The sequence below is a fragment of the Agrobacterium tumefaciens genome, from assembly GCF_009649785.1.
GTDB lineage: Bacteria > Pseudomonadota > Alphaproteobacteria > Rhizobiales > Rhizobiaceae > Agrobacterium > Agrobacterium tumefaciens.
Map to the genome: position 1 here is coordinate 62,343 of NZ_WJOK01000009.1, position 24,739 is coordinate 87,081.

Below are 24,739 nucleotides of genomic sequence, written 5' to 3' on the forward strand. Positions count from 1 at the left end.
CCGGTTAACGTAGTGGCGCAAGAAATTTGCGAGCTGAGCATAATGCACGCCCATAATTTGCAATCTGTCTTCTAAATCCCTGAAAAAACGCATGCCGTTTTCATCGCGGCAATGGCATTCTTGTCATCAATCAAACTTTTATAAGGGAACGTCTATGAAACGGATCGGTCTGATCGGCGGCATGAGCTGGGAATCCACCGCAACCTATTATCGCATGATCAACGAGGCCGTTCGTGACAGCCGCGGTGGGCTCGTATCGGCCGATATCGTCATGCATTCGCTCGATTTTTCCGAGGTTGTCGCCCTTCAGAAGGCCGACCGCTGGGATGAGGCCGGCGCGCTTTTGGGCGCTGCGGGTGCGCGTCTTGCCAATGCGGGTGCCGATTGTGTGCTGATCTGCACCAACACCATGCACCTCGTTGCGGAAACCGTTGAAAAAATGTCGGGCGTCACTCTCATCGACATCATTGACGAAACTGCCACCGCATTGAAGGCGGATGGACGCCGCAAGCCGCTTCTGCTCGCCACGCGCTACACGATGGAACATGGCTTCTACACCGACCGCATGCGCCGCCACGGCGTCGATGTGGTCGTGCCGGATGAGGAAGACAGGGCCGCCATCCACGACATCATTTTTGGCGAATTGTGCCAGGGCGAGATCAAGTCGTGCTCGCGCGAGCGCTACATGTCGGTCATCGAGAAAGCCCGTGCGCTCGGCGTCGATTCCGTCATTCTCGGCTGCACCGAAATTTCCCTGCTGATCGATCCCGATGCCCTGCCTTTGCCGGGTTACGATTCGACCGCCATTCACGCCCAGGCCGCTGTCGGCTTCGCGCTCGGAAACAAGGCCCTGAACAGAGCTGCATGAATGTGCCGCCTTTTTGCCTATTCCGGTAAACCGGTCTGGCTCGACAGTCTTCTGATCGAGCCGGAAGCGTCGCTGGTCAGCCAGTCCATGGCCGCAAGGGAAGCTAAAACCGTCGTCAATGGCGACGGTTGCGGTCTTGGCTGGTATGGCGAGCGCGGAACGCCCGGCGTTTTTCGCGACACCAGACCCGCCTGGTCCGACGCCAATCTGGCCGCCCTTTGCCACCAGCTTCGCTCGGGCATGTTCATGGCCCACGTCCGCTCCGCCACATCAGGCGAAGTATCCCGTGCCAATTGCCACCCCTTTGCGCATGGTCAATATCTGTTCATGCATAACGGCCAGATCGGCGGCTACGAGCAGATCAGGCGCGACATTGATTCCCTCATACCCGATGATATTTATTCCGCCCGGCGCGGCACCGGCGACAGCGAAGCCATCTTCCTGATTGCCGCCGGCCACGGCCTTGATGCGGACCCGGTTCGGGCCATTTCCACCGCGCTGCGCCTCTGCCTGGAAAAGATGATCGCGGCGGGTGTTTCTTCCGCGTTGCGGTTCAGCGCCGTGTTGATGGATGGCGATTGCCTGCACGCCTTCCGCTGGTCAAGCGACGACAAGCCGCCAACGCTTTACTGGCGCGGGCTTGAAGAGGGCATCGCGCTAAGCTCGGAACCCTTTTCCTTCGATTGCACCCCGTGGTGTGCGGTGCCGCCAAATACCCGGGTGACGATCCGCGCCGGCGGTATGACCACTGAACCTTTTTCCCTGCCGTAAACGTCGCATTTCATGACGACCGAGGCCATTTTTTTCAGTTTGGCCGCCACCGGTGGGCGCGGCTGCGGCAGCGTCGTGTTTATTTTCATTGAATTATCTCCGCCGCGAAGGCTAGTGTGTGATCCGATAGACCGAAACAGATTTCAGGACCGGTGAACCATTTCAGAAGTGTTGCAGCCCCTCTCCCTTTCTTGAACGATGCCCTGCATCGCAAGGACCATGCAAACCCGTTCATGAATGACGGACAATGGGCAGGCAATGCCTTTGGCGATCCTCGGGACGCTGAAGAAAAAGTGTTATTTTTCATTACCCTAAGCTGTTCAAATTTCCACAAAAAATGCTGTTGCCACGCCTCCATATCGATGCATAAACTGGCATCAGTAAAGGCAAACCGGATCGACCTCATCAGACCCTCTCCTCCCACCAAGGTGCTGACCGACCAATGATCAATAATCTAAACGCCGCCGATCTTCCCCGTCCCGCCCCGCGCAGTTCCAACCCGGAAATCATGGCAGCGGAAATCATCGAGCGCCTCACCTACCGTATCGGCAAGGACGTAAAAGTTGCCAAGCCGCATGACTGGCTGACCGCGACCATTCTCGTCGTCCGTGACCGCATCATCGACAAGTGGATGGCCTCCACCCGCAAGGCCTATGCCAACAATTCCAAGCGCGTTTATTACCTGTCGCTCGAGTTTCTGATCGGTCGCCTGATGCGCGATGCGATCTCCAATATCGGGCTGATGCACGAAATCAGGGACGCGCTTTCTTCGCTCGGCGTCGATCTCGATGTCATTGCCGGACTGGAACCGGATGCGGCACTTGGCAATGGCGGCCTTGGCCGTCTCGCTGCCTGTTTCATGGAATCGATGGCAACCGTCGATATTCCCGCCTATGGCTACGGCATCCGTTATGTGCACGGCCTTTTCCGCCAGCAGATGGCGGACGGATGGCAGGTGGAATTGCCGGAGACGTGGCTGGCGCACGGCAATCCCTGGGAATTCGAACGTCGCGAAAGCTCGTATGAAATCGGCTTTGGCGGATCGGTGGAAACCATCGGTGGATATGAGGAGCCGCAGCGCTTCGTCTGGAAACCGGCCGAACGCGTCATTGCCATGGCTTACGACACGCCTGTCGTCGGCTGGCGCGGCACCCGCGTCAACACCTTGCGCCTATGGTCGGCGCAGCCTATCGACCCCATTCTGCTTGCCGCCTTCAATGCCGGCGACCACATCGGCGCGCTGCGGGAAAGCAACAAGGCCGAAAGCCTGACGCGCGTTCTCTACCCCGCCGATGCGACCCCGGCCGGCCAGGAATTGCGTCTGCGGCAGGAGTTTTTCTTCTCCTCCGCCTCCCTGCAGGACATTCTGCGCCGTCACCTGCAGCAATATCCGGATTTCACCTCGCTGCCCGACAAGGTTTCGATCCAGCTCAACGACACGCATCCGGCCATTTCCATCTGCGAAATGATGCGCCTGCTATGCGATGTCCACGGCCTTGAATTCGACGAAGCCTGGAAGATCACGCAGGGCACCTTCTCCTACACCAACCACACGCTTTTGCCCGAAGCGCTGGAAAGCTGGCCCGTCCCGCTGCTCGAGCGGCTTTTGCCGAGGCACATGCAGATCGTCTATGCGATCAATGCCAATACGCTGGTATACGCCCGCAAGGAAAAGAAGATGCCGGATCAGCAGATCCGGTCCATCTCGCTGATCGACGAAAACGGTGAGCGGCGCGTGCGCATGGGCAATCTCGCCTTCATCGGCTCGCATTCCATCAACGGTGTCTCGGCACTTCATACCGAACTGATGAAGGAAACGGTCTTTGCCGACCTGCACAGCCTTTATCCCGAGCGCATCAACAACAAGACCAACGGCATCACCCCGCGCCGCTGGCTGATGCAGTGCAACCCCGGCCTGACCGGATTGATCCGGGAAGCGATCGGCGACGATTTCCTCGACGATGCGGAAAAGCTGACAGCGCTCGACCGCTTCGCCGACGATGCCGGTTTCCGCGAAAAATTTGCCGAAGTGAAGCGTCTGAACAAGGTGCGGCTTGCCAATACGGTGGCGCAACGCATGGGCATCCGTGTCGATCCCTCGGCCATGTTCGACATCCAGATCAAGCGCATCCATGAGTATAAGCGCCAGCTTCTGAACCTTATCGAAACGGTGGCGCTTTACGACCAGATCCGTTCTCACCCGGAACTGGATTGGGTACCGCGCGTTAAGTTCTTCGCAGGCAAGGCAGCGCCGAGTTATCACAACGCGAAGCTGATCATAAAACTTGCCAACGATATTGCCCGGGTCATCAACAACGATCCGGCCGTGCGCGGGCTTCTGAAAGTGGTGTTTATTCCGAACTACAACGTCTCGCTTGCGGAAATCATGGTTCCGGCCGCCGATCTGTCCGAACAGATCTCGACGGCTGGCATGGAAGCCTCGGGCACCGGCAACATGAAGTTTGCGCTGAACGGCGCGCTCACCATCGGCACGCTGGATGGTGCGAACGTCGAAATGCTCGAACATGTCGGCGAGGATAACATCGTCATCTTCGGCATGACGGCGGAAGAGGTGTCGAAAGCGCGCGCCGAGGGCCACAACCCCCGCGCGATTATTGAACAGTCGGTGGAACTGTCGCAGGCGCTGTCATCCATCGCCTCCGGCGTATTCTCACCCGACGACCGCTCCCGCTTTGCCGGGCTGATCGACGGCATTTACAACAGCGACTGGTTCATGGTCGCGGCCGACTTCGACGCCTACGCCGAAGCGCAGCGCAAGGTGGATGCGATCTGGAGCGATCCGGAAAGCTGGTATGCGAAAACAGTCCGTAACACGGCGCGTATGGGCTGGTTCTCGTCCGACAGGACGATCCGGCAATACGCCGCCGATATCTGGAGAGCCTGATGAAAAAACCGCTCAATTCGGCCGAAGAGAAAAAGACTGGCGAAATCACGAAGGCTGAAATCGAGGCGATCAAGAGCGGTTTGCATTCCAACCCCTTTGCACTTCTCGGCGTTCACGAAACGCCGGGAGGTTTTTCTGCACGGTGTTTCATTCCGGGGGCTGAAGAAGTATCTGTCCTCACACTGGACGGATCTTTCGTCGGCGAACTGAAGCAGCTCGATCCGGAGGGTTTTTTCGAAGGCCCGGTCGATCTCACCTCGCGTCAGCCGGTGCGTTATCGCGCCTGTCGCGACGATGCGGAATGGGCAGTGACCGACCCCTACAGCTTTGGTCCGGTTCTTGGACCGATGGACGATTATTTCGTCCGCGAGGGATCGCATCTGCGACTGTTCGACAAGATGGGCGCTCATCCGCTCAAGCTTGAAGGCGTCGAAGGTTTCCACTTCGCCGTCTGGGCTCCCAATGCGCGGCGCGTCTCCGTCGTCGGCGATTTCAACAATTGGGATGGCCGACGACATGTGATGCGCTTCCGCAAGGATACCGGCATCTGGGAAATTTTCGCACCTGACGTCTATGCCGGCTGCGCCTATAAATTCGAGATTCTCGGCGCAAACGGCGAGCTTATGCCGCTGAAGGCCGACCCCTATGCACGGCGTGGTGAACTTCGGCCGAAGAACGCCTCCGTCACCGCACCAGAACTGGCGCAGAAATGGGAAGATCAGGCCCACCGGGAACATTGGGCGCAAGTGGACCAGCGCCGGCAGCCGATCAGCATTTACGAGGTGCACGCCGGTTCCTGGCGGCGTCGCGAGGACGGCACCTTCCTCAGCTGGGACGAAATGGCCACCCAGCTCATTCCCTATTGCACGGATATGGGCTTCACCCATATCGAGTTTCTGCCGATCACCGAACATCCCTACGATCCGTCCTGGGGTTACCAGACGACCGGGCTTTATGCCCCGACAGCCCGTTTCGGCGATCCGGAAGGTTTCGCCCGCTTCGTCAACGGCGCCCACAAGGTCGGCATCGGCGTGATCCTCGACTGGGTTCCTGCGCATTTTCCAACCGACGAGCACGGCCTGGGCCTGTTTGACGGGACAGCGCTTTACGAACATGCCGACCCGCGTCAGGGTTTTCATCCCGACTGGAACACGGCCATCTACAATTTCGGGCGCATCGAGGTATTGTCCTACCTCGTCAACAACGCGCTTTATTGGGCCGAAAAATTCCATCTCGATGGATTGCGCGTCGATGCCGTCGCCTCGATGCTCTATCTCGATTATTCCCGCAAGGAAGGCGAGTGGATCCCCAACGAATATGGCGGGCGCGAGAACCTGGAATCCGTCCGCTTCCTGCAGAAAATGAACTCGCTCGTCTACGGCACCCATCCGGGCGTCATGACCATTGCTGAAGAATCTACCTCCTGGCCGAAAGTGTCGCAGCCGGTTCACGAGGGCGGCCTCGGTTTCGGCTTCAAATGGAATATGGGTTTCATGCACGACACGCTGAGCTATTTCTCACGTGAGCCGGTGCACCGCAAGTTCCACCATCAGGAACTGACATTCGGCCTTCTTTATGCCTTCACCGAAAATTTCGTGCTGCCGCTTTCCCATGACGAAGTAGTGCACGGCAAGGGATCGTTGATCGCCAAGATGTCCGGCGACGACTGGCAGAAATTTGCCAATCTCCGGTCCTATTACGGCTTCATGTGGGGTTATCCCGGCAAGAAGCTGCTGTTCATGGGGCAGGAGTTCGCCCAGTGGAGCGAATGGAGCGAAAAGGGATCGCTCGACTGGAACCTTCGCCAATATCCGATGCATGAGGGTATGCGCCGCCTCGTGCGCGATCTCAACCTCACCTACCGTTCGAAAGCCGCTCTGCACGCCCGTGACTGCGAACCCGAAGGTTTCCAGTGGCTGGTGGTCGATGATCACGAAAACTCGGTCTTCGCCTGGCTGCGCTCGGCGCCCGGCGAAAAACCGGTTGCGGTTATCTGCAATCTGACCCCGGTCTACCGGGAAAACTATTATGTGCCGCTTCCTGTTGCGGGGCGGTGGCGGGAGATTCTCAACACCGATGCCGAAATTTATGGCGGCAGCGGCAAGGGAAATGGCGGACGCGTTCAGGCGGTCAATGCCGGTGGGGAGATAGGGGCGATGCTCGTCCTGCCGCCCTTGGCAACGATCATGCTCGAACCGGAAAACTGACAGACAGAACGGGAGGACAACCATGTCGGAAAAAAGAGTTCAGCCCCTGGCGCGTGATGCAATGGCCTATGTTCTCGCGGGCGGTAGAGGAAGCCGTTTGAAGGAATTGACGGACCGCCGGGCAAAACCAGCGGTTTATTTTGGCGGTAAGGCCCGCATCATCGATTTTGCACTTTCGAACGCGCTGAATTCCGGCATTCGCCGCATCGGCGTCGCCACGCAATACAAGGCTCACTCCCTCATCCGCCACCTGCAACGCGGCTGGGACTTCTTCCGTCCAGAGCGTAACGAAAGCTTTGACATTCTGCCGGCCTCGCAGCGCGTGTCCGAAACGCAATGGTACGAAGGCACCGCCGACGCCGTTTACCAGAACATCGACATTATCGAGCCCTATGCGCCCGAATATATGGTCATTCTGGCCGGCGACCATATTTACAAGATGGACTACGAATACATGCTGCAACAGCATGTCGATTCCGGCGCGGATGTAACGATCGGTTGCCTTGAAGTGCCACGCAAGGAAGCGTCGGGCTTCGGCGTGATGCATGTGAACGAAAAAGACGAGATCATCGACTTCATCGAAAAGCCGGCCGATCCGCCCGGCATTCCCGGCAATGAGAATTTCGCGCTTGCCTCGATGGGGATCTACGTCTTCCATACGAAATTCCTGATGGAAGCGCTGCGTCGCGATGCCGCCGACCCAACCTCCAGCCGCGACTTCGGCAAGGACATCATTCCCTATATTGTCCAGCACGGCAAAGCCGTCGCCCACCGTTTCGCGGACTCCTGCGTGCGTTCGGATTTCGAGCACGGACCATACTGGCGCGATGTCGGAACCATCGATGCCTATTGGCAGGCCAATATCGACCTGACGGATGTGGTGCCTGACCTCGATATCTATGACAAGTCCTGGCCGATCTGGACCTATGCGGAAATCACTCCGCCGGCGAAATTCGTGCATGACGATGAGGACCGCCGCGGTTCTGCCGTGTCGTCGGTTGTGTCAGGCGATTGCATCATTTCCGGCGCCGCCCTCAACCGTAGCCTTCTGTTCACAGGCGTGCGCGCCAATTCATACTCCCGCCTTGAGAATGCCGTAGTACTGCCGAGTGTAAAGATCGGGCGCCACGCCCAGCTCAGCAACGTCGTCATCGACCATGGAGTGGTCATTCCGGAAGGACTGATTGTAGGAGAAGACCCCGAACTGGATGCCAAACGTTTCCGGCGCACGGAAAACGGCATTTGCCTTATCACCCAATCGATGATCGACAAGCTGGACCTGTAGAGCCCATGAATGTCCTTTCGGTTTCATCCGAAATTTATCCCCTGATCAAGACCGGAGGGCTCGCCGACGTTACCGGCGCCCTCCCCATCGCGCTCGAAGCCTATGGCGTGAGAACGCGCACATTGATACCCGGATATCCGGCGGTGAAAGCCGCCGTGACGGACCCCGTCAAATGTTTTGAGTTCACCGATCTGCTTGGCGAAAAGGCCGATCTGCTCGAAGTCCAACATGAGGGGCTAGACCTTCTGATCCTTGACGCGCCCGCCTATTACGAGCGTTCCGGCGGCCCCTATCTCGGCCAGACCGGCAAGGATTATCCTGATAACTGGAAGCGCTTTGCGGCGCTCTCGCTGGCAGCGGCACGAATCGGCGCCGGTGTGCTTCCCGGCTGGCGGCCGGATATGGTGCACGCCCATGACTGGCAGGCAGCGATGACCCCGGTCTATATGCGTTATGCCGAAACGCCGGAGATTCCGAGCCTTCTCACCATCCACAACATTGCTTTTCAGGGTCAGTTCGGGGCCAACATCTTCAGCAAGCTCGAATTGCCCGCCCACGCCTTCGGCATGGAAGGCATCGAATATTATAACGATGTCAGCTTCCTCAAGGGCGGCTTGCAGACGGCAACCGCGCTCAGCACGGTCAGCCCATCCTATGCGGAAGAAATCCTGACCGCGGAATTCGGCATGGGGCTGCAAGGGGTGATCGGCAGCCGCGCCCATGTGCTGCACGGTATCGTCAACGGCATTGACGCCGATGTCTGGAACCCGGCCACCGACCATCTGATCCACGACAACTATTCCGCCACCAATCTCAAGAACCGCGCGCTGAACAAGAAGGCCGTCGCAGAACATTTCCGCATCGACCAGGATGACAGCCCGCTTTTCTGCGTCATATCCCGCCTCACCTGGCAGAAGGGCATCGATCTGATGGCGGAAGCCGTGGACGAGATCGTTTCCCTCGGCGGCCGTCTGGTTGTGCTGGGCGCCGGCGATGTGGCATTGGAAGGCGCGCTACTGGCGGCGGCATCCCGCCACCATGGCCGCGTCGGTGTCGCCATCGGTTATAATGAGCCGCTATCGCATCTGATGCAGGCGGGTTGCGATGCGATCATCATCCCCTCACGCTTCGAGCCCTGCGGCCTCACCCAGCTTTACGCGCTGCGTTATGGCTGCGTTCCCGTGGTTGCCCGAACCGGCGGCCTTGCCGATACGGTGATCGACGCCAACCATGCCGCCATCGCCAATAAATCGGCGACCGGTGTACAATTCTCACCCGTCACGCTCGACGGTCTGAAACAGGCGATCCGCCGGACCGTGCGTTATTATCACGACCCGAAACTTTGGACACAAATGCAGAAACTCGGCATGAAATCCGATGTTTCCTGGGAAAAAAGCGCTGCGCTCTACGCCGCGCTTTACAGCCAGCTTATTTCGAGAGGCCATTGAAACAATGATCAAGACCGTTCAGACGACACCCTTTCAGGATCAGAAGCCGGGCACATCCGGCCTGCGCAAGAAGGTGCCCGTCTTCGCCCAGGAAAATTATGCCGAAAACTTCATCCAGTCGATCTTCGACTCGCTTGAGGGCTTTCAGGGCCAGACGCTGGTGATCGGCGGCGATGGCCGTTATTACAACCGCGAAGTCATCCAGAAGGCGATCAAGATGGCGGCCGCCGCCGGTTTCGGCAAGGTGCTGGTCGGTCAGGGCGGCATTCTCTCCACCCCCGCCGCCTCCAATATCATCCGCAAATACAAAGCCTTCGGCGGCATCGTGCTTTCCGCCAGCCATAATCCTGGTGGCCCGACCGAAGATTTCGGCATCAAATACAATATCGGCAATGGCGGCCCAGCGCCGGAGAAGATCACCGACGCGATCTATGCCCGCTCGAAGGTCATCGACAGCTACAAGATTTCCGACGCTGCCGACGTCGATCTCGACAAGGTGGGCAGCTTCAAGGTGGATGAACTGACGGTCGACGTCATCGATCCGGTCGCCGATTATGCCGCTTTGATGGAAGAACTGTTCGATTTTGCCGCCATTCGCGCCCTGATTGCCGGCGGCTTCAAGGTTGTCGTCGATTCCATGAGTGCCGTCACCGGCCCCTATGCCGTGGAAATCATCGAAAAGCGTCTCGGCGCGCCGAAGGGCTCCGTCCGCAACGCAACGCCTCTGCCCGATTTCGGCGGCCACCATCCCGACCCCAACCTGGTGCACGCCAAGGAGCTTTATGACGATGTCATGAGCCCGGAAGGTCCCGATTTCGGCGCGGCGTCGGATGGCGACGGCGACCGCAACATGGTGGTCGGCAAGGGCATGTTTGTCACCCCGTCCGACAGCCTGGCGATCATCGCCGCCAATGCGCGGCTCGCGCCCGGTTATGCCGCCGGCATTTCCGGCATCGCCCGTTCCATGCCGACAAGTGCCGCAGCCGACCGCGTCGCCGAAAAGCTTGGGCTTGGCATGTACGAGACGCCAACCGGCTGGAAATTTTTCGGCAACCTCATGGATGCCGGCAAGGTTACAATCTGCGGTGAGGAAAGCTTCGGCACCGGCTCCAACCACGTGCGCGAAAAGGATGGCCTGTGGGCCGTGCTCTACTGGCTGAACATTGTCGCCGCCCGCAAGGAAAGCGTGAAGGACATCGTTACCAAGCACTGGGCCGAATATGGGCGCAACTATTATTCCCGCCACGATTATGAGGAAGTGGATTCGGACGCAGCAAACACTCTGGTGGCCATCCTGCGCGAAAAACTCGCAACACTTCCCGGCACCAGCTACGGCAATCTTAAGGTCGCAGCTGCTGATGATTTCGCCTATCTCGACCCGGTCGACCAGTCCGTCAGCAAGAACCAGGGTATCCGCATCCTGTTCGAAGGTGGTTCGCGCATCGTGCTGCGCCTTTCCGGCACGGGCACTGCGGGCGCAACGCTCAGACTTTACGTCGAGCGCTATGAGCCGGATGCGGCCCGTCACGGCATCGAAACGCAGGCGGCGCTTGCCGACCTTATTTCCGTTGCCGATACGATCGCCGGCATCAAGGCCCATACCGGCCGCAACGAACCGACCGTCATCACGTAAGGTTTTGCATTGCACGCACCGTTTCCGGCAACGGGCATAGCGAAAAACTTGGCAGGCGGCCATGAGGCCGCCTGAGGTTACTGACTAACCTCCCCGCCAGACTCGATATCATCATCTTCCGGAGAGAGAGACCATGCAGAAACCAGCCGTTTTCCCCAAAGGCGTAACCCAGACGGAAAACGGAACGGAATTTGCGGTCTATTCCCGGCACGCCTCACAAATCGACCTTTGCCTTTTTGATGCGACGGGCGAAAAAGAGACGGCGCGTTTGCCAATGAGGCGCGATGAGAATGACATTCACCGGCTGACAGTTGCCGAGACCGGCCCCGGTGCGCGATATGGCTACCGCGCCGACGGCATTTATGCCCCCGAACATGGCTTGTGGTTCGACCCCGCAAAACTGCTGCTCGACCCCTATGCCACGGAGATAGACCGGCCATTCCGGCATGATGCCGCGCTTTTGGCCTATGGCGAAGACACGGGCGCGATCATGCCAAAGGCGATCCTGTCGCAATATGAGCAGGTCAGGCGCCAGCCGCCACGCTTTGCCGAAGGCGGACTGATTTACGAACTCGCGGTTAAATCCTTCACCAAATTGCATCCTGCCGTGCCGGAAGAGCTGAGAGGCACGGTGGCAGCGCTGGCTCATCCTGCCATTATCGCGCATTTGAAAAAAATCGGTGTCGATGCGGTGGAGCTGATGCCGATCACCGCCTGGATCGACGAGCGCCACCTGCCGCCGCTTGGCCTTTCGAATGCATGGGGATACAATCCCGTCGGCTTCATGGCGCTCGATCCGCGCCTCTGCCCCGGCGGAGTGCGGGAGCTGCGCGACACGGTTGCAGCCCTGCACGCGCAAGGCATTGGCGTCATTCTCGATCTGGTCTTCAACCATACGGGTGAAAGCGACAGCGAAGGCTCCATCCTGTCTTTGCGCGGACTGGACAATCTCACCGCTTTCCGTCACCCGGAAGGAAAGCCGGGCGTGCTGGTCAATGACACCGGCACCGGCAACACGGTGGCCTGCGATCATCCCTATGTGCGCCAGCTCATTATCGATTCCCTGAGGCATTTCGTTCTCAATGCCGGTATCGATGGCTTCCGTTTCGATCTCGCGCCCATATTGGGACGAACGGCTAGTGGCTTCGACATGGCCAGCGAAACGCTTGCCGCCATGCACTCTGACCCGGTACTATACGACCGCGTGCTGATCGCCGAACCATGGGATATCGGCCCCGGCGGCTATCAGCTCGGCAATTTTCCGGAGAGCTTTCTGGAATGGAACGACCGCGCCCGCGACGACATGCGCCGGTTCTGGCGCGGCGATGCGGGAACGACCGGGGCGCTGGCCAATGCGCTTTCCGGCTCTTCGCCGATCTTTTCCCGCCATGGACGTTCGAAAAGCCGCAGCGTCAATTTCCTTGCCGCCCATGACGGTTTCACCCTGTTCGATCTCGTCAGCCACGAACACAAGCACAATGAGAAAAACGGCGAGAACAATCGCGACGGGCATAATGAAAATCATTCCTGGAACAATGGTTTGGAGGGATTGACGGACGATCCTGCCGTCGTGGCCGCCCGCCACGCGGATGTGAAAGCGCTGCTTTCCACGCTCTTCGTCAGTCGCGGCACGTTGATGCTGACCGCCGGCGATGAGGGTGGCCGCAGCCAGTATGGCAATAACAATGCCTATTGCCAGGACAACGAGATAACGTGGGTCGACTGGTCGTCGCTCTCCCAGGAGCTGACTGACCACACGGCATTTCTTGCCGCACTTCGCAAACGCTTCGGCGTGTTTTCGCAAACCGAGTTTTTCTCCGGCAACGGCGATGTGGCATGGCTTGCCCCCGGCGGAGAACCGATGACGGTCGCGGAATGGGAAAGGCCGGACATGCCGGCTTTCGCCATGGTGCTTGCCACGCCGGACCACGAGACCGAAAACGACGCGGAGCTTGCCGTGCTCATCAACCGCAGCCATGAGATCGTGCCCTTCACCCTGCCGGGCGACGACTGGCAAGCGATGGGCACGGATTTCGGCAATCCGGCCTTCCTGCCTGCCCGCTCGGTGGTGTTTTATCTGCGCGGTTGATCGCTTGGCCCCGGCACCTTTATAAGTTCCGAAAGGCAATCGAGAAGAGGTAACATGGCAAAGGAAATAGCGCTGGCGGAAATGAAAAATTTCGTCGGCACGGAGCTGGGCGTTTCCGACTGGATCACCGTCGACCAGACAATGATCGACGCCTTCGCAAAAGCGACGCTGGACGAACAGTTCATCCACACCGACCCGGAACGCGCCAAGGCGGAAAGCCCCTTTGGCGGCACCATCGCGCATGGGTTCCTGACGCTCTCGCTGCTTTCGGCTCTGAATTACGATGCCCTGCCCCGCATTCGCGAAACGACCATGGGCATCAACTACGGCTTTGACGCCGTCCGCTTCGTCACGCCGGTCAAAAGCGGAGCACGGGTGCGTGGCCGTTTCACTTTGGCCGAGGCGCGGTTTCGCGGCGCCGCCATGCTGGTGACGACCTATGATGTTACGGTGGAGATAGAAAACGAGAAAAAACCGGCGCTCACTGCCCGCTGGACAACCATCACCCAGTTCAACCCCGAGGACAGGCCGCAAGACGCCTGATGGCGAAGTAAATCCCAATTTGAGATCGGAGTGTCTGTGAGATTCGCATATTTGATAGAACCTCCGTTCAACTACAGGAACGAATGCGGCGATGTGACCGGGTGCGATGTGGAGTTGGCGCGAGTCATTCTAGCCATGATCGGTATTCATGACATTGAATTCATCGAAGCCGAATTCTCGCAATTGTTGCCTGGGCTGAACGAAAACCTTTGGGATATGACTACTGGCCTCTTCGATACCGCTGAACGCAGAAAGATCGTGACGTTCAGCCATCCCATCTGGGCGTTGCCTGATGGACTGTTGGTGAGGAAGGGCAACCTCAGAGATCTGGACGGATACGCATCGGCAGCAAAAAATCCGGAATGTACGCTGGTCGCGATCCGTGATCAGATCCAACATCGCGCAATTATGGAAGCGGGCGTGCCCGATGACCGCATTCTCATTTGCGAGACCTACGACGAGGCCGCTCAGGCCGTATTGGATGGGCGTGCCGACGCCTATGCCAGCGTGGCCATGGCCCATCTCGGTTTTATGCAGCAAAATCCAGAGCTCGATTTGGAAGTTGTCTCCGTTTTACCGAAAGAGAGACCAGCAGCCTCAGGCGCATTTGCTTTCCGCCAATCCGACCGGGAACTCCAGAGCGCGGTCGATGCGGCGCTCCTTTGTTATATCGGATCAGACGAGCACCGTGTGCTGATGCGCAATTTTGGTTTTGATGATCAAGCCCTCGTCAACCGCGAGGCCAGTCTGGCAAAGTAACGCCAGACTGCGCAAAGGAGACGGCCCAATGCATGATGAAGCCGTAAGAGACGCGTTTCTCGCACAGGCAAGAGCCTGCGACAGCCTCGGTTCGCCCTTTACCGCACGGCTTTGCCGCGCGGTGGCGGCGCGGCTGGATCGCCAGACGGACGTTGGCGAGATGATTTTGTCCTGGCCTGGCGATGTCGGCCCGTCCGGCGATTCCGTCCCACTGCGGCTTGCCGGTGCCCTGCATGCGCTTGTCATCGAGGACAAGATCACTCCTCTTGTCGATATAGCACCCGAAGACGAGAATGCGCTCTGGCAGGCTTGCGCAAGTGCCTTGCGCTTCCATTCGGGCTTCATCCTCGAAAGACTGAAATCGCCGCCGCAGACCAACGAAGTCCGCCGTTCCGCTGTGCTGCTGCCGGGTTTTCTTTCCATTGCGGAGCTTTTTGGCAAGCCGATGGTCCTTTCAGAGGTCGGCGCCAGCGCCGGTCTGAACCTGCAATTTGACCGCTACCAGTATCGTCTTGGCGATCTTGCCTGGGGCAGGCAATCCGAAGTGTCCATGTCGCCGGAATGGCGCGGAGACACCCCGCCCGACAAGCGGATAGAGGTCATCGAGCGCGCCGGCTGCGATCTTAACCCACTCGATCCGTCGTCTGCCGAGGACCGGTTGCGGCTGATGTCATATGTCTGGGCCGATCAGACCGACAGGCTGGAGCGCACGGCGGCCGCCCTGCGTATTGCGGTGGAGAACGGCTTGCACGTTGAAAAGGCTGACGCAATTGACTGGCTGCAACGCCGCCTTGCCGCGCAACATTCGGGCGCTGCCCATGTGGTCTACCATTCTGTCGCCTGGCAATATCTTCCCGATGCGCTGAAAGAGGCCGGCGAAACGCTGATCGCCGAGGCTGGAAGCCGTGCCACCCCTGAGGCTCCGCTTGCCCGCCTGCAGATGGAGGCAGATACGACGCCGGGAAGCGCCGCAATCACCCTGCAAATCTGGCCGACCGGTAAGAAACAGGAAATCGGCCGCGCCGATTTCCATGGGCGATGGGTGGAATGGCAGGGGTGGAAAAGCTAGACCGCCACATCCTGCGCCGCTTCCTGCAACAGGCCGCCGACATATTCGGCGAAGGAGCGCCAGCACTCTACCCGGAACGTATCGTCAGCCACGCGCAGCAGCACCACTTCCGCCTTGCCGAAAACCGTTCGCGAGCAGGCGCCGATCGGGAACTGTGCGATAGACAGATCCTGCGGGCAACCGGCGTTCAGGGCTACCTCCGCGCCGGGGCCGGAAACGATGACAGCCGTGTTGCGGTGGGAAACGTCGGTCGCCGAAAACAGGCCGGGAACGGTGGCGAGCGCCGCCATCAGGTCGCTTTCGCCCTGATCGATCACCAGCCATTCGTCCGGACCAAGCCAGAGAGCGGAGCGCAAACCCGATGTGACAGAGCTTTTCGGGCTGTTGGGCAATAACAGGCCGAGTGCATCCGAGAGGGCCGGCAGTGCGCTTTCCCTTGCGCGCAGCGACAGCCGCGACGCCGAGGCGGCGGGCTTCAGCGAGACGAAGGGCGAACCACCGTGGAAATCCTCGAGTACGGATTTGCGTTTTGCGTGAAGTGTGTCAGCCATTGAGACGGGCTCCTTCCTTGTCGAGGAAGACCATGTCGGTCACTTCGACGGCAATTGTTTTATCGGCAAGCGGGATGTAGAGCGTTTCGCCCATGCGCGCCCTGCCATCCGCCACCAGCGCAAAGGCGATGGAGTGGCCGAGATTTTCCGACCAGTAGGCGGAAGTGACATGGCCGAGCATGGTCATGGGTTTCGGCTGGTTTGGATCAGCAACGATCTGGCCACCCTCTTCGGGAACAGTCAGCCGGTCCTTCGTCTTGAGGCCCACAAGCTGCTTTCGACCGGAGCGCATGAGATCCGGGCGTTTCAGACCGCGAATACCGACGAAATCCGTCTTCTTCTTGGAAACGGCCCAGGCAAGCCCGGCATCGTCAGGCGTCACGGTGCCGTCGGTATCCTGTCCGACGATGATGTAACCCTTTTCGGCACGCAGGATGTGCATGGTCTCGGTGCCATAAAGGCATCCGCCCACCGCTTCGGCCCGTTCACGGATCGCGGTCCAGACGGCAGCGCCGTAATCGGCCGGAACGTTGATTTCGAAACCAAGCTCACCCGTGAATGATACACGGAAGAGACGCGTGGGCACACCGCAGAAGGTGCCTTCCGCGACCGCCATATGCGGGAAGGCTTCGGGCGAAATATCGATACCCTCGACGAAAGGCGCGATCACCTCGCGCGCTTTCGGTCCCTGCACCGCAATCACCGCCCATTGTTCGGTCGCCGATGTCAGCCAGACATTCAGCTCGGGGAATTCGGTCTGGAGATAATCCTCCATGTGCTGGAGAACGCGCGGTGCGCCGCCCGTCGTCGTCGTCACATGGAAACGGTCCTCGGAAAGACGACCGACAACACCGTCATCGTAAACGAAACCGTCCTCGCGCGTCATGATGCCATAGCGGCAACGGCCGGGTTTCAGTGTGTCCCAGGCATTTGTGTAGATGAGGTTCAGGAACTTAGCCGCATCGGGGCCGACCACCTCGATCTTGCCGAGCGTGGAGGCATCGAACACGCCGACGCTTGTCCGCACCGTCTTGCATTCGCGGTTGAGCGCCTCGTGCATATCCTCACCGCCGCGCGGGAAGAACCATGCGCGCTTCCAGTTGCCGACATCCTCGAAAAGGGCGCCTGCCGCAGCCTCTTCGTCATGCATCGGCGTCTTTCGGGTCGGGTCGAACAGCGCACCGCGCGAATGGTTGATGAGCGTGCCGAAGGTGACCGGCGTATAGGGTTGGCGGAAAGTGGTGAGACCGACCTTCGGCAGATCCCGCCCAAGCGCTTCCGAGGCAATGGCAAGGCCATGCATGTTGGACATCTTGCCCTGATCGGACGCCATGCCATTGGTGGTGAAGCGCTTGATATGCTCGACCGAATGCATGCCTTCACGCACGGCCAGGCGAATATCCTTGGCGCAGACATCGTGCTGGAAATCGATGAAGGCCTTGACGCCGGTGCCTTCGCCTGCCCCTTCCGCAGCGCCGATCATGCCGCCGGTCCAGGCGCGCGCATTCTCACCGGAGAATTCCGCTGCACCGCCACCTGCGGCAGCAGCCTCGGCGATCAATGCGGCGAGATCGTCCGTGCCGTTGCAGGCGCCGACTGACACACAATTCTGCACATGGATGTCAGGCAGGAACCGCTGGTTTGCCGCGTCAAACTTCAGCTTGCCGCGCGATTGCGAGAAGAGATGCACCGAAGGCGTCCAGCCCGCCGAAACGACGAGCGCGTCGATGGCGATCTTGCGCTTGTTAGAGCCGCCATTGCGGCCAACGCTCATGGAAGAAACGCGCAGCCGCCCTGACGTATCGTAAACACTGTGACCCGCCAGTACCTCGATGCCCAGCGCCCGCGCCTCGTCCAGCAGCCGCCGATCGGGGTTCTCGCGGCAATCCACGATAGCGGCGATCTTCACACCCGCTTTCTTGAGATCGAATGCCGTCTCATAGGCAGAATCATGGGCTGTGTAGACACCGACATTATTGCCGACGGTCACGCCGTAATGGTTCAGATAGATGCGCGCAGCAGAAGCCAGCATGATGCCGGGACGATCATTATTGGCAAAGACCATGTGCCGCTCGATCGCGCCTGCCGCCAGAACGACCTTCTTGGAGCGGACCTGCCACAGTCTTTCACGTGGCTGGTGTTTGGCCGGCGTGGCGAGGTGATCGGTCACACGCTCGGCCAGCGCCACGAAATTGTGGTTGTAATAACCGAACGCTGTCGTGCGGGTCAGAACACGCACATTGGGCAGCGATTTCAGTTCAGTGAAAACTTTTTGCGCCCAGTCATATCCGGACAGGCCGTCGATGACCGCACCGGTATCAAAACGCAGCGCGCCGCCAACTTCGGCATTCTCATCAACCAGAATGACGCTGGCGCCAGTTTTTGCAGCGGCGAGCGCCGCTGTCAGCCCGGCCACACCGCCACCGGCCACCAGCACGTCGCAATGGGCATAACGGCCGGAATAATGATCCGCATCCGGCTCGGTCGGCGCCTTGCCGAGACCGGCTGCGCGACGGATGATCGGTTCATAAATCTTGTGCCACGCGGCCTTCGGCCACATGAAGGTCTTATAGTAGAAACCAGCCGCAAACATCGGCGACAGGAAATCGTTGATCGCACTGATATCGAAGGACAGCGACGGAAAGCGGTTCTGCGAGGCGATGATAGCGCCATCGAACACATCCTGCACCGTGGCGCGCACATTCGGCTGCTTGCGCAGGCTGTCACGCGATACGTCGATCAGCGCATTCGGCTCCTCCGGGCCGGCGGAAAGGAAACCACGCGGGCGGTGATATTTGAACGAACGGCCAATCAGATGCACGCCATTCGCTAGAAGTGCGGATGCAACCGTGTCGCCTTCCAGCGCCTGATAGATCTTGCCGTCGAAGGTGAAGCGTGCCGCTCTGGCAGGTGTCAGGCGACCGGCGCCCTTGATACGATAATCGCCGCTCATTGCGCAGCTCCCTTTTGGGCGGAAAGAACCGCGTCGGCATCCGGTTTCGGCTCGCCTGCCTTGTAGGTCATCAGGAATTTATCGCTGACGGAATCGCGGGCGGCGTTGAAAAAGCGGCCGCAACCGTGAATGTGGCGCCAGCGCTCGAAAACGAGGCCTTTGTCATTGTCGCGAATGAAGAAATATTCGGCAAAGGCCTCGTCCGAAATATCGGCAATGTTTTCCGGCCGGGCGATATGGGCTTCGCCCGCCCAGCGAAATTCGAGTTCGGAACGGTCTTCCCGGCAATAAGGGCAATGGATCAGAAGCATCGTGGCTCCACCTTCAAAGAGAACTTTCCGGAAGCATGCTTCCGGCGGGTTGGTCACACAGCCGCTTTCCCATCGCAACGAAGGGGGAAAGCCGCTTCAAGAGCTGCTCGAAATTATCGAATGGTTTCAGCGCCGAGGCCCGACCCATATTGATGATGGCAACCGCCATCATGTCGGTGTCGATCGCGAAGGGCTCGTCCTGCGCACCATTTTCCTTCTCGCCGACGAAATAGACCAGCTTGTCCGCCAGACTCGGCGCGCAGAGCAAAAGGCCTTTTTCCGCCACGAAAGGCCAGTCGCGTTCACCCTGCATTCTCTGGATTTTCTGGCTACGAAAATCCCCCATCTCGGGGATGAGATTGCCCGCCGGCACGACCGCCGCCGCAACACCCATGTTTGCCGAAAGCATAACCGCCGCCAGCATCAGTGCGCCACGGCGGCGGCAGCGGCCTCGTCGATGAGGCGTCCGGTGCGGAAACGATCGAGCGTCAGCCCCGCCGCCAGACGGTGCGGTTCGCCGCGCGCGATGAGATGCGCAAACAGATTGGCCGAGCCCGGCGTCGCCTTGAAACCGCCCGTGCCCCAGCCGCAATTGACAAAGAGATTTGGCACCGGCGTCACACTCTGAATGGCGGAGCGATCGGGTGTGTTGTCGGTAATGCCGCCCCATTGGCGCATCATCTTGACGCGGCGGAAAATCGGGAACAGCTCGCAGATGGCGTCAAGCGTATGCGTGATGATCTGCAGGCCGCCAGTCTGGGAGTAGGAATTATACTGGTCGGTGCCAGCACCGATGACCAGCTCGCCCTTGTCCGACTGGGAGATATAGGCATGCACCGTATTGGACATGACGACACAGGGGAAGATCGGCTTCAGCGGCTCTGATACCAGCGCCTGCAACGGGTTGGAATGCAGAGGCACACGCACATCCGCCATTTTCATCAGAACGGAGGAGTGGCCGGCGGCGGAAACGCCGATTTTCTTTGCGCCAATGAAACCGCGATTGGTCTCGACGCCCGTGACCGCGCCATCAGGTCCGCGCCTGATGGCCGTGACTTCGCAATTTTGGATGATGTGCACGCCGCGATCGGAAGCCGCACGCGCATATCCCCAGGCCACCGCATCGTGACGCGCCGTGCCGCCGCGCCGCTGGAGAGCAGCACCGTTGATCGGATAACGCGCATTGCCGGAAATCTCGAGCGGCGGGCAATAGGCCTTGGCCTGTTCCGGCGTCAGCCATTCATTGTCTATTCCATAGAGACGGTTGGCATTGATATGGCGCTTGAAGGACTGCTGGTCGTGAATGTTGTGCGACAGCATCATAACGCCGCGCGCCGAATACATTACGTTATAATTGAGATCCTGGCTCAGGCCTTCCCATAATTTCAGGGAATGCTCGTAAATATCCATGCTCTCTTCATAGAGATAATTGGAGCGGATGATGGTGGTGTTGCGGCCGGTATTGCCGCCGCCTAGCCAGCCCTTTTCCAGCACCGCTATATTGGTAATGCCGTGTTCCTTGGCAAGATAATAGGCGGCCCCAAGACCGTGGCCGCCGCCACCGATGATGATGACGTCATATTCCTTGCGCGGCTCGGGTGACGCCCATTGCGCATCCCACCCCTTATGACCCCGCAACGCCTCGCGCGCCACGGCAAAAACGGAATATTTGCGCATTCGCAGTCTGCTCCTCAAGAACCGGCCAGAAGCCGAAAGCATAGCTCCGGCACATATTATACACATGGCAAATCGGCATCGGAGGCAATATCCATTTTGCGACGCCGCAATGCTTTTGTTTCGACATTGCAGGCAGAATGCCGGGATAGCTGGATTTTGGCTGTTGAATATGCGGTACCGTATGGACTTGCTGCAAATGTTCTGATATTGCACGTCACCAATCGCTAGGCTCGACGGCCGAACGAACGATTTTATTTGCGTGCGAATGCCTTTATTCTCACAGCAAGACAACCAAACAAAAGGAACGGGTTTCACGTGCAGGTACTAGTCCGCGACAATAACGTTGATCAGGCGCTTCGCGCTCTCAAGAAAAAGATGCAGCGCGAAGGCATTTTCCGTGAAATGAAAATGCGTGATTATTACGAAAAGCCTTCCCAGAAGCGCGCCCGCGAAAAGGCTGAAGCTGTTCGTCGCGTTCGCAAGCTGGCACGCAAGCGCGCACAGCGCGAAGGTCTGGTTGCAGCTCCGCGCGCAGGCCGTTAATAGGCCGTCTTTTGGACGTTTTTGAATGCTTGTTGGGCGGGGGCGATCAATTCGCCGCCGCTCTTTGTGTTTGTGGCCGGAGAATGATCTTGAGACCGGCCTGCGAGGGAACCCCCACCGAATGACCGCTGTTGATGCCTGTGTTGTGAAAAACTCCGATGCCTCCACGCGCCGGGTGCTCCTGAAAAACAACAAGAGATTCCGTGTTTCCCTTGTCGTCTGTACCGTCCTTGCCGGTCTTTCCGGCTGCGCTACGTCCAACCAGACTGACGATGTCTTCAGGATCGACCGTGCCCAGGGCTCGCAGGAAAACATTGCCTCGCTCACCTCGGTCATCAACGCCAATCCGCAGGATCCGGAAGGCTATAACGTCCGTGGCTCCGCTTACGGCCGCGCCGGCGATTCGCGCCGCGCTATCGAGGATTTCAACAAGGCGCTGCAACTGAACCCGCGCTTTTATCAGGCCTACGCCAACCGCGCCCTCGTCTACCGCAATTCCGGCCAGCAGCAGCAGGCCTTGCAGGATTACAACGCCGCTTTGCAGATCAATGCGAGCTATGACGTAGCCCTGATCGGCCGTGGCAATCTTTACCGCCAGTCCGGCCGCGTCAACGAAGCTTTCAACGACTTCTCCCGCGCCATCGAACTCGAAACCACCGATGGCCGCGCGTGGCACAATCGTGGCCTGATCTACCAGCTGCGTAACCAGCATGCCCAGGCCATCGAGGACTTCTCCAAGGCCATCTCGCTGTCTTCAACCTCGCCGGAACCCTATAACGGCCGTGGCCTTTCCTATGTAGCGCTGAACGACGACGAAAACGCTTTCGCCGATTTCAACCACGCCATTTCGCTTGATGGCAACGTCGCAGAATCATGGGCCAACCAGGCACTGGTCTATGAACGCCGCGGCGAGATGGCGAAAGCCGCAAAGTCCTATTCACATGCGGCACGGCTTGATCCGAAATATAAGCCGGCGCTCGACGGCATTGCCCGCACGCGCGGTGCCGGCGCATCCTGATCAAAAACAGATACGAACAGAAAAGCCGGCGGTGCGACACCTGCCGGCTTTTTTATGGGAAACTTTTAAGGCCTCAATGGCTGTCGCGGCGCGCCTCGGGCGTGGCATCCCCCGCCCACAACTCCGCCTGCACCGCATTTTGAAACTCCATGACCTCGCGCCGCATGGCGGCGTCCTCATAGCCGAGGCCCGTCAGATAGGCGGCCAGTTCACGGCACTCCCTGCGCCAGAAATCATTCGCCTCCACACCATGCAGCCGGTCGAGCATGGTTGCGCACCGTTTTACGTTGGCAATACGGTTCTTTGCCGGAAAGGCGATTACTTCCGAATTCGTCGTCACGCGGGCACCTTGCTCTTCGAGGAATCAATACCGACTTTTTAAAGGCTGGATGGTTAACGAAGTCTGCTACGCAGGAGAGAAGGCCGCTAACGCCTTGCAGGGACGGGTTCTGCAGCCTGTCAGACGCAAGAATCTGCGCTGCCGGAGGACACCGATTCGCGCAAATCGCCGATTACCAAGGAATTTACCAATCAAGATTACCGAAATTTCATGCCGTGGGAGATAGAAGAAGTATATGTGTGTTGAAACAACACCGGTCTCATCGTATATTCTTGCAAAGAAAAAAAATGCCGCAGCGCAGCCAAAAACGGAGAAATCGTTCTCGGGAGGAGAGCACCATGTATGCACCTCGTGTATTTTTCAGCATGATTGGTGCATTGCTTGCCTTTGCGGTCGCTACATATTTCATCCACGGGTCGTTCTATACGGCGTTCATCCAGACCCTCATCTGCGCCGTCATTCTGCAAACCGGTTATTTTATTGCACTTCTGGTTCTGGTCGCCCGGGAGAAACGCCGGATGCGCGAAACCTTCGCGCTTGATCGCAGCGCCGAGATCATGACGCCGGACACGGTAAGCAGCGCCCCGCCACATGGCGCGAAGCTGACCGATATGTGACCTCTCACGCACATTCTTTTATTGCGCCGCAAAAAAAATCACTTGCATCCACACCCCTGACACTTTCTGCTGACCAAATCCTGACGGTTCGTCACAGCAGAAGGACAACACATGGTGAGCGGTTCACAGCCCATTTGCGTCATCATCGCTGCGAAAAATGCATCTGATACGATAGATATCGCCATCCGCTCCGCCCTTGTGGAGCCGGAGGTCGCCGAAGTCATGGTGATCGACGATGGCTCCACCGATACGACCAGCGATGTCGCACATGCGGCGGATGACGGTACCGGCCGTTTGCGGGTCGTGCGATTCGACGTCAATCGTGGCCCTTCGGCCGCCCGCAATCATGCGATCTCGATTTCATCCGCACCGCTCATCAGCATTCTCGATGCGGACGACTTTTTTTTCAGAGGCCGTTTTGCCGCCATGCTGGAAAATGACGACTGGGATCTGGTGGCCGACAATATCGCCTTCATCCAGCAATCGGTTCCGGGTGCGTCGTCCATGCAGCCGGCCCGCTTCGAACCACAGGCCCGGTTTCTGTCGCTGACGGAGTTCGTGGAAGGCAATATTTCCAGACCCGGCGTGGAACGCGGGGAAACCGGCTTTCTGAAACCGGTGATCCGCCGCGCCTTTCTGGACAAACATGCGTTGCGTTACGACGAGCGCCTGCGTCTCGGCGAAGACTACGAACTTTATACCCGCGCGCTTGCCGCCGGTGCCCGTTACAAGGTCATCCGTCATTGCGGTTACGGGGCGATTGTCCGCGGCAATTCGTTGAGCGGCCGTCACAGCACGGAAGATCTTCGCCGTTTATACGAAGCGGACCGGGACATTCTCACCAGCTGCAAGCTGTCGGCCAGCGAGACGGCGATCCTGCTCGAGCACGAAAAGCACATCCGCGCGAAATTCGAGCTTCGCCATTTTCTCGATGCGAAAAAGCAGAAAGGGATGGGCGGCGCGTTGAGCCACGCTCTTGCGCGCCTGCCTGCCCTGCCGGCCATCACGCGCGGCATCTGGACCGACAAGACCGCCCGTTTTCGCAAACCGGCGCCGGTTCGGGATATTCGTTATCTGCTGGACGGTACGCCGGTTTCCTGAGGCAAAACCTCCAGCGGCGAGGATGATGGCAAGTTCGATATTCTCTCATTC

At 58.8% G+C, this 24,739-nt stretch carries 21 protein-coding genes; 15 read left to right on the plus strand and 6 right to left on the minus strand.

Annotated elements, in window-relative coordinates; genetic code table 11:
* Positions 1 to 154 precede the first annotated feature (154 nt).
* The 11 genes from GH784_RS11640 (at position 155) to GH784_RS11695 (ending at position 15,577) form a co-directional block, all read left to right on the plus strand.
* A complete protein-coding gene (locus GH784_RS11640; protein WP_013762076.1) occupies positions 155 to 868 on the plus strand; it encodes an aspartate/glutamate racemase family protein in 714 nt (237 codons plus the stop codon).
* Positions 869 to 1,639, plus strand: a complete 771-nt coding sequence (locus GH784_RS11645) for a class II glutamine amidotransferase (protein WP_004431819.1) — start codon at positions 869 to 871, stop codon at positions 1,637 to 1,639.
* 442 nt (positions 1,640 to 2,081) lie between these two features.
* Positions 2,082 to 4,544 (plus strand): glycogen/starch/alpha-glucan phosphorylase, encoded by a 2,463-nt coding sequence (locus tag GH784_RS11655; RefSeq protein WP_004431815.1) that lies wholly within the window; start codon positions 2,082 to 2,084, stop codon positions 4,542 to 4,544.
* Positions 4,544 to 6,751 (plus strand): 1,4-alpha-glucan branching protein GlgB, encoded by a 2,208-nt coding sequence (glgB, locus tag GH784_RS11660; RefSeq protein WP_004431812.1) that lies wholly within the window; start codon positions 4,544 to 4,546, stop codon positions 6,749 to 6,751. The genes GH784_RS11655 and glgB overlap by 1 nt, the downstream gene beginning before the upstream one ends.
* A 22-nt stretch (positions 6,752 to 6,773) precedes the next feature.
* Positions 6,774 to 8,036: a glucose-1-phosphate adenylyltransferase gene (gene glgC / locus GH784_RS11665; RefSeq protein WP_004431809.1), complete on the plus strand. Its 1,263-nt coding sequence runs from the start codon at positions 6,774 to 6,776 to the stop codon at positions 8,034 to 8,036.
* Between the two features lie 5 nt (positions 8,037 to 8,041).
* Positions 8,042 to 9,484, plus strand: a complete 1,443-nt coding sequence (gene glgA / locus GH784_RS11670; protein WP_004431807.1) for a glycogen synthase GlgA — start codon at positions 8,042 to 8,044, stop codon at positions 9,482 to 9,484.
* A gap of 4 nt (positions 9,485 to 9,488) precedes the next feature.
* Positions 9,489 to 11,117: an alpha-D-glucose phosphate-specific phosphoglucomutase gene (locus GH784_RS11675; protein ID WP_004431805.1), complete on the plus strand. Its 1,629-nt coding sequence runs from the start codon at positions 9,489 to 9,491 to the stop codon at positions 11,115 to 11,117.
* Between the two features lie 133 nt (positions 11,118 to 11,250).
* Complete coding sequence (glgX, locus tag GH784_RS11680; RefSeq protein WP_035199926.1) at positions 11,251 to 13,206, plus strand: glycogen debranching protein GlgX; 1,956 nt, start codon at positions 11,251 to 11,253, stop codon at positions 13,204 to 13,206.
* A 54-nt stretch (positions 13,207 to 13,260) separates the two neighbouring features.
* Positions 13,261 to 13,749, plus strand: coding sequence for a MaoC family dehydratase (locus tag GH784_RS11685; protein WP_004431798.1), 489 nt, complete (start codon positions 13,261 to 13,263; stop codon positions 13,747 to 13,749).
* 36 nt (positions 13,750 to 13,785) lie between these two features.
* Positions 13,786 to 14,508: a transporter substrate-binding domain-containing protein gene (locus GH784_RS11690; RefSeq protein ID WP_076844613.1), complete on the plus strand. Its 723-nt coding sequence runs from the start codon at positions 13,786 to 13,788 to the stop codon at positions 14,506 to 14,508.
* A 28-nt stretch (positions 14,509 to 14,536) separates the two neighbouring features.
* Entirely contained in the window at positions 14,537 to 15,577 is a 1,041-nt protein-coding gene (locus tag GH784_RS11695) for a DUF2332 domain-containing protein (RefSeq protein WP_035199923.1), read from the plus strand.
* On the opposite strand, the gene GH784_RS11700 is transcribed toward GH784_RS11695, so the two are convergent.
* From GH784_RS11700 to GH784_RS11720, 5 genes are read right to left on the minus strand one after another with little or no spacing between them, the layout of a single operon-like run.
* Complete coding sequence (locus GH784_RS11700) at positions 15,574 to 16,128, minus strand: sarcosine oxidase subunit gamma (protein ID WP_004431791.1); 555 nt, start codon at positions 16,126 to 16,128, stop codon at positions 15,574 to 15,576. The two genes, GH784_RS11695 and GH784_RS11700, sit on opposite strands and share 4 nt — an antisense overlap.
* On the minus strand, positions 16,121 to 19,081 hold the full coding sequence (locus tag GH784_RS11705) for a sarcosine oxidase subunit alpha (protein ID WP_153793425.1): 2,961 nt from the start codon (positions 19,079 to 19,081) through the stop codon (positions 16,121 to 16,123). Before GH784_RS11705 ends, GH784_RS11700 begins: the two co-directional genes overlap by 8 nt.
* Positions 19,078 to 19,392: a sarcosine oxidase subunit delta gene (locus GH784_RS11710; RefSeq protein WP_004431787.1), complete on the minus strand. Its 315-nt coding sequence runs from the start codon at positions 19,390 to 19,392 to the stop codon at positions 19,078 to 19,080. Before GH784_RS11710 ends, GH784_RS11705 begins: the two co-directional genes overlap by 4 nt.
* A 13-nt stretch (positions 19,393 to 19,405) precedes the next feature.
* Positions 19,406 to 19,816 (minus strand): hypothetical protein, encoded by a 411-nt coding sequence (locus GH784_RS11715; RefSeq protein WP_004431784.1) that lies wholly within the window; start codon positions 19,814 to 19,816, stop codon positions 19,406 to 19,408.
* Positions 19,816 to 21,069, minus strand: coding sequence for a sarcosine oxidase subunit beta family protein (locus tag GH784_RS11720; protein WP_004431781.1), 1,254 nt, complete (start codon positions 21,067 to 21,069; stop codon positions 19,816 to 19,818). The genes GH784_RS11715 and GH784_RS11720 overlap by 1 nt, the downstream gene beginning before the upstream one ends.
* 315 nt (positions 21,070 to 21,384) lie before the next feature.
* Between GH784_RS11720 and rpsU the strand changes: the two genes are divergently transcribed.
* Entirely contained in the window at positions 21,385 to 21,612 is a 228-nt protein-coding gene (gene rpsU / locus GH784_RS27395; protein WP_003498359.1) for a 30S ribosomal protein S21, read from the plus strand.
* A 121-nt stretch (positions 21,613 to 21,733) separates the two neighbouring features.
* A complete protein-coding gene (locus tag GH784_RS11730) occupies positions 21,734 to 22,630 on the plus strand; it encodes a tetratricopeptide repeat protein (RefSeq protein ID WP_004431770.1) in 897 nt (298 codons plus the stop codon).
* Between the two features lie 73 nt (positions 22,631 to 22,703).
* On the opposite strand, the gene GH784_RS11735 is transcribed toward GH784_RS11730, so the two are convergent.
* Complete coding sequence (locus tag GH784_RS11735; RefSeq protein ID WP_004431768.1) at positions 22,704 to 22,970, minus strand: DUF6074 family protein; 267 nt, start codon at positions 22,968 to 22,970, stop codon at positions 22,704 to 22,706.
* 338 nt (positions 22,971 to 23,308) lie between these two features.
* Here GH784_RS11735 and GH784_RS11740 point away from each other — a divergent pair, with 338 nt between their 5' ends.
* Positions 23,309 to 23,587, plus strand: a complete 279-nt coding sequence (locus GH784_RS11740; RefSeq protein WP_019566541.1) for an exopolysaccharide production repressor protein — start codon at positions 23,309 to 23,311, stop codon at positions 23,585 to 23,587.
* A 111-nt stretch (positions 23,588 to 23,698) separates the two neighbouring features.
* On the plus strand, positions 23,699 to 24,688 hold the full coding sequence (locus tag GH784_RS11745) for a glycosyltransferase family 2 protein (protein ID WP_112492814.1): 990 nt from the start codon (positions 23,699 to 23,701) through the stop codon (positions 24,686 to 24,688).
* Positions 24,689 to 24,739: the final 51 nt, after the last annotated feature.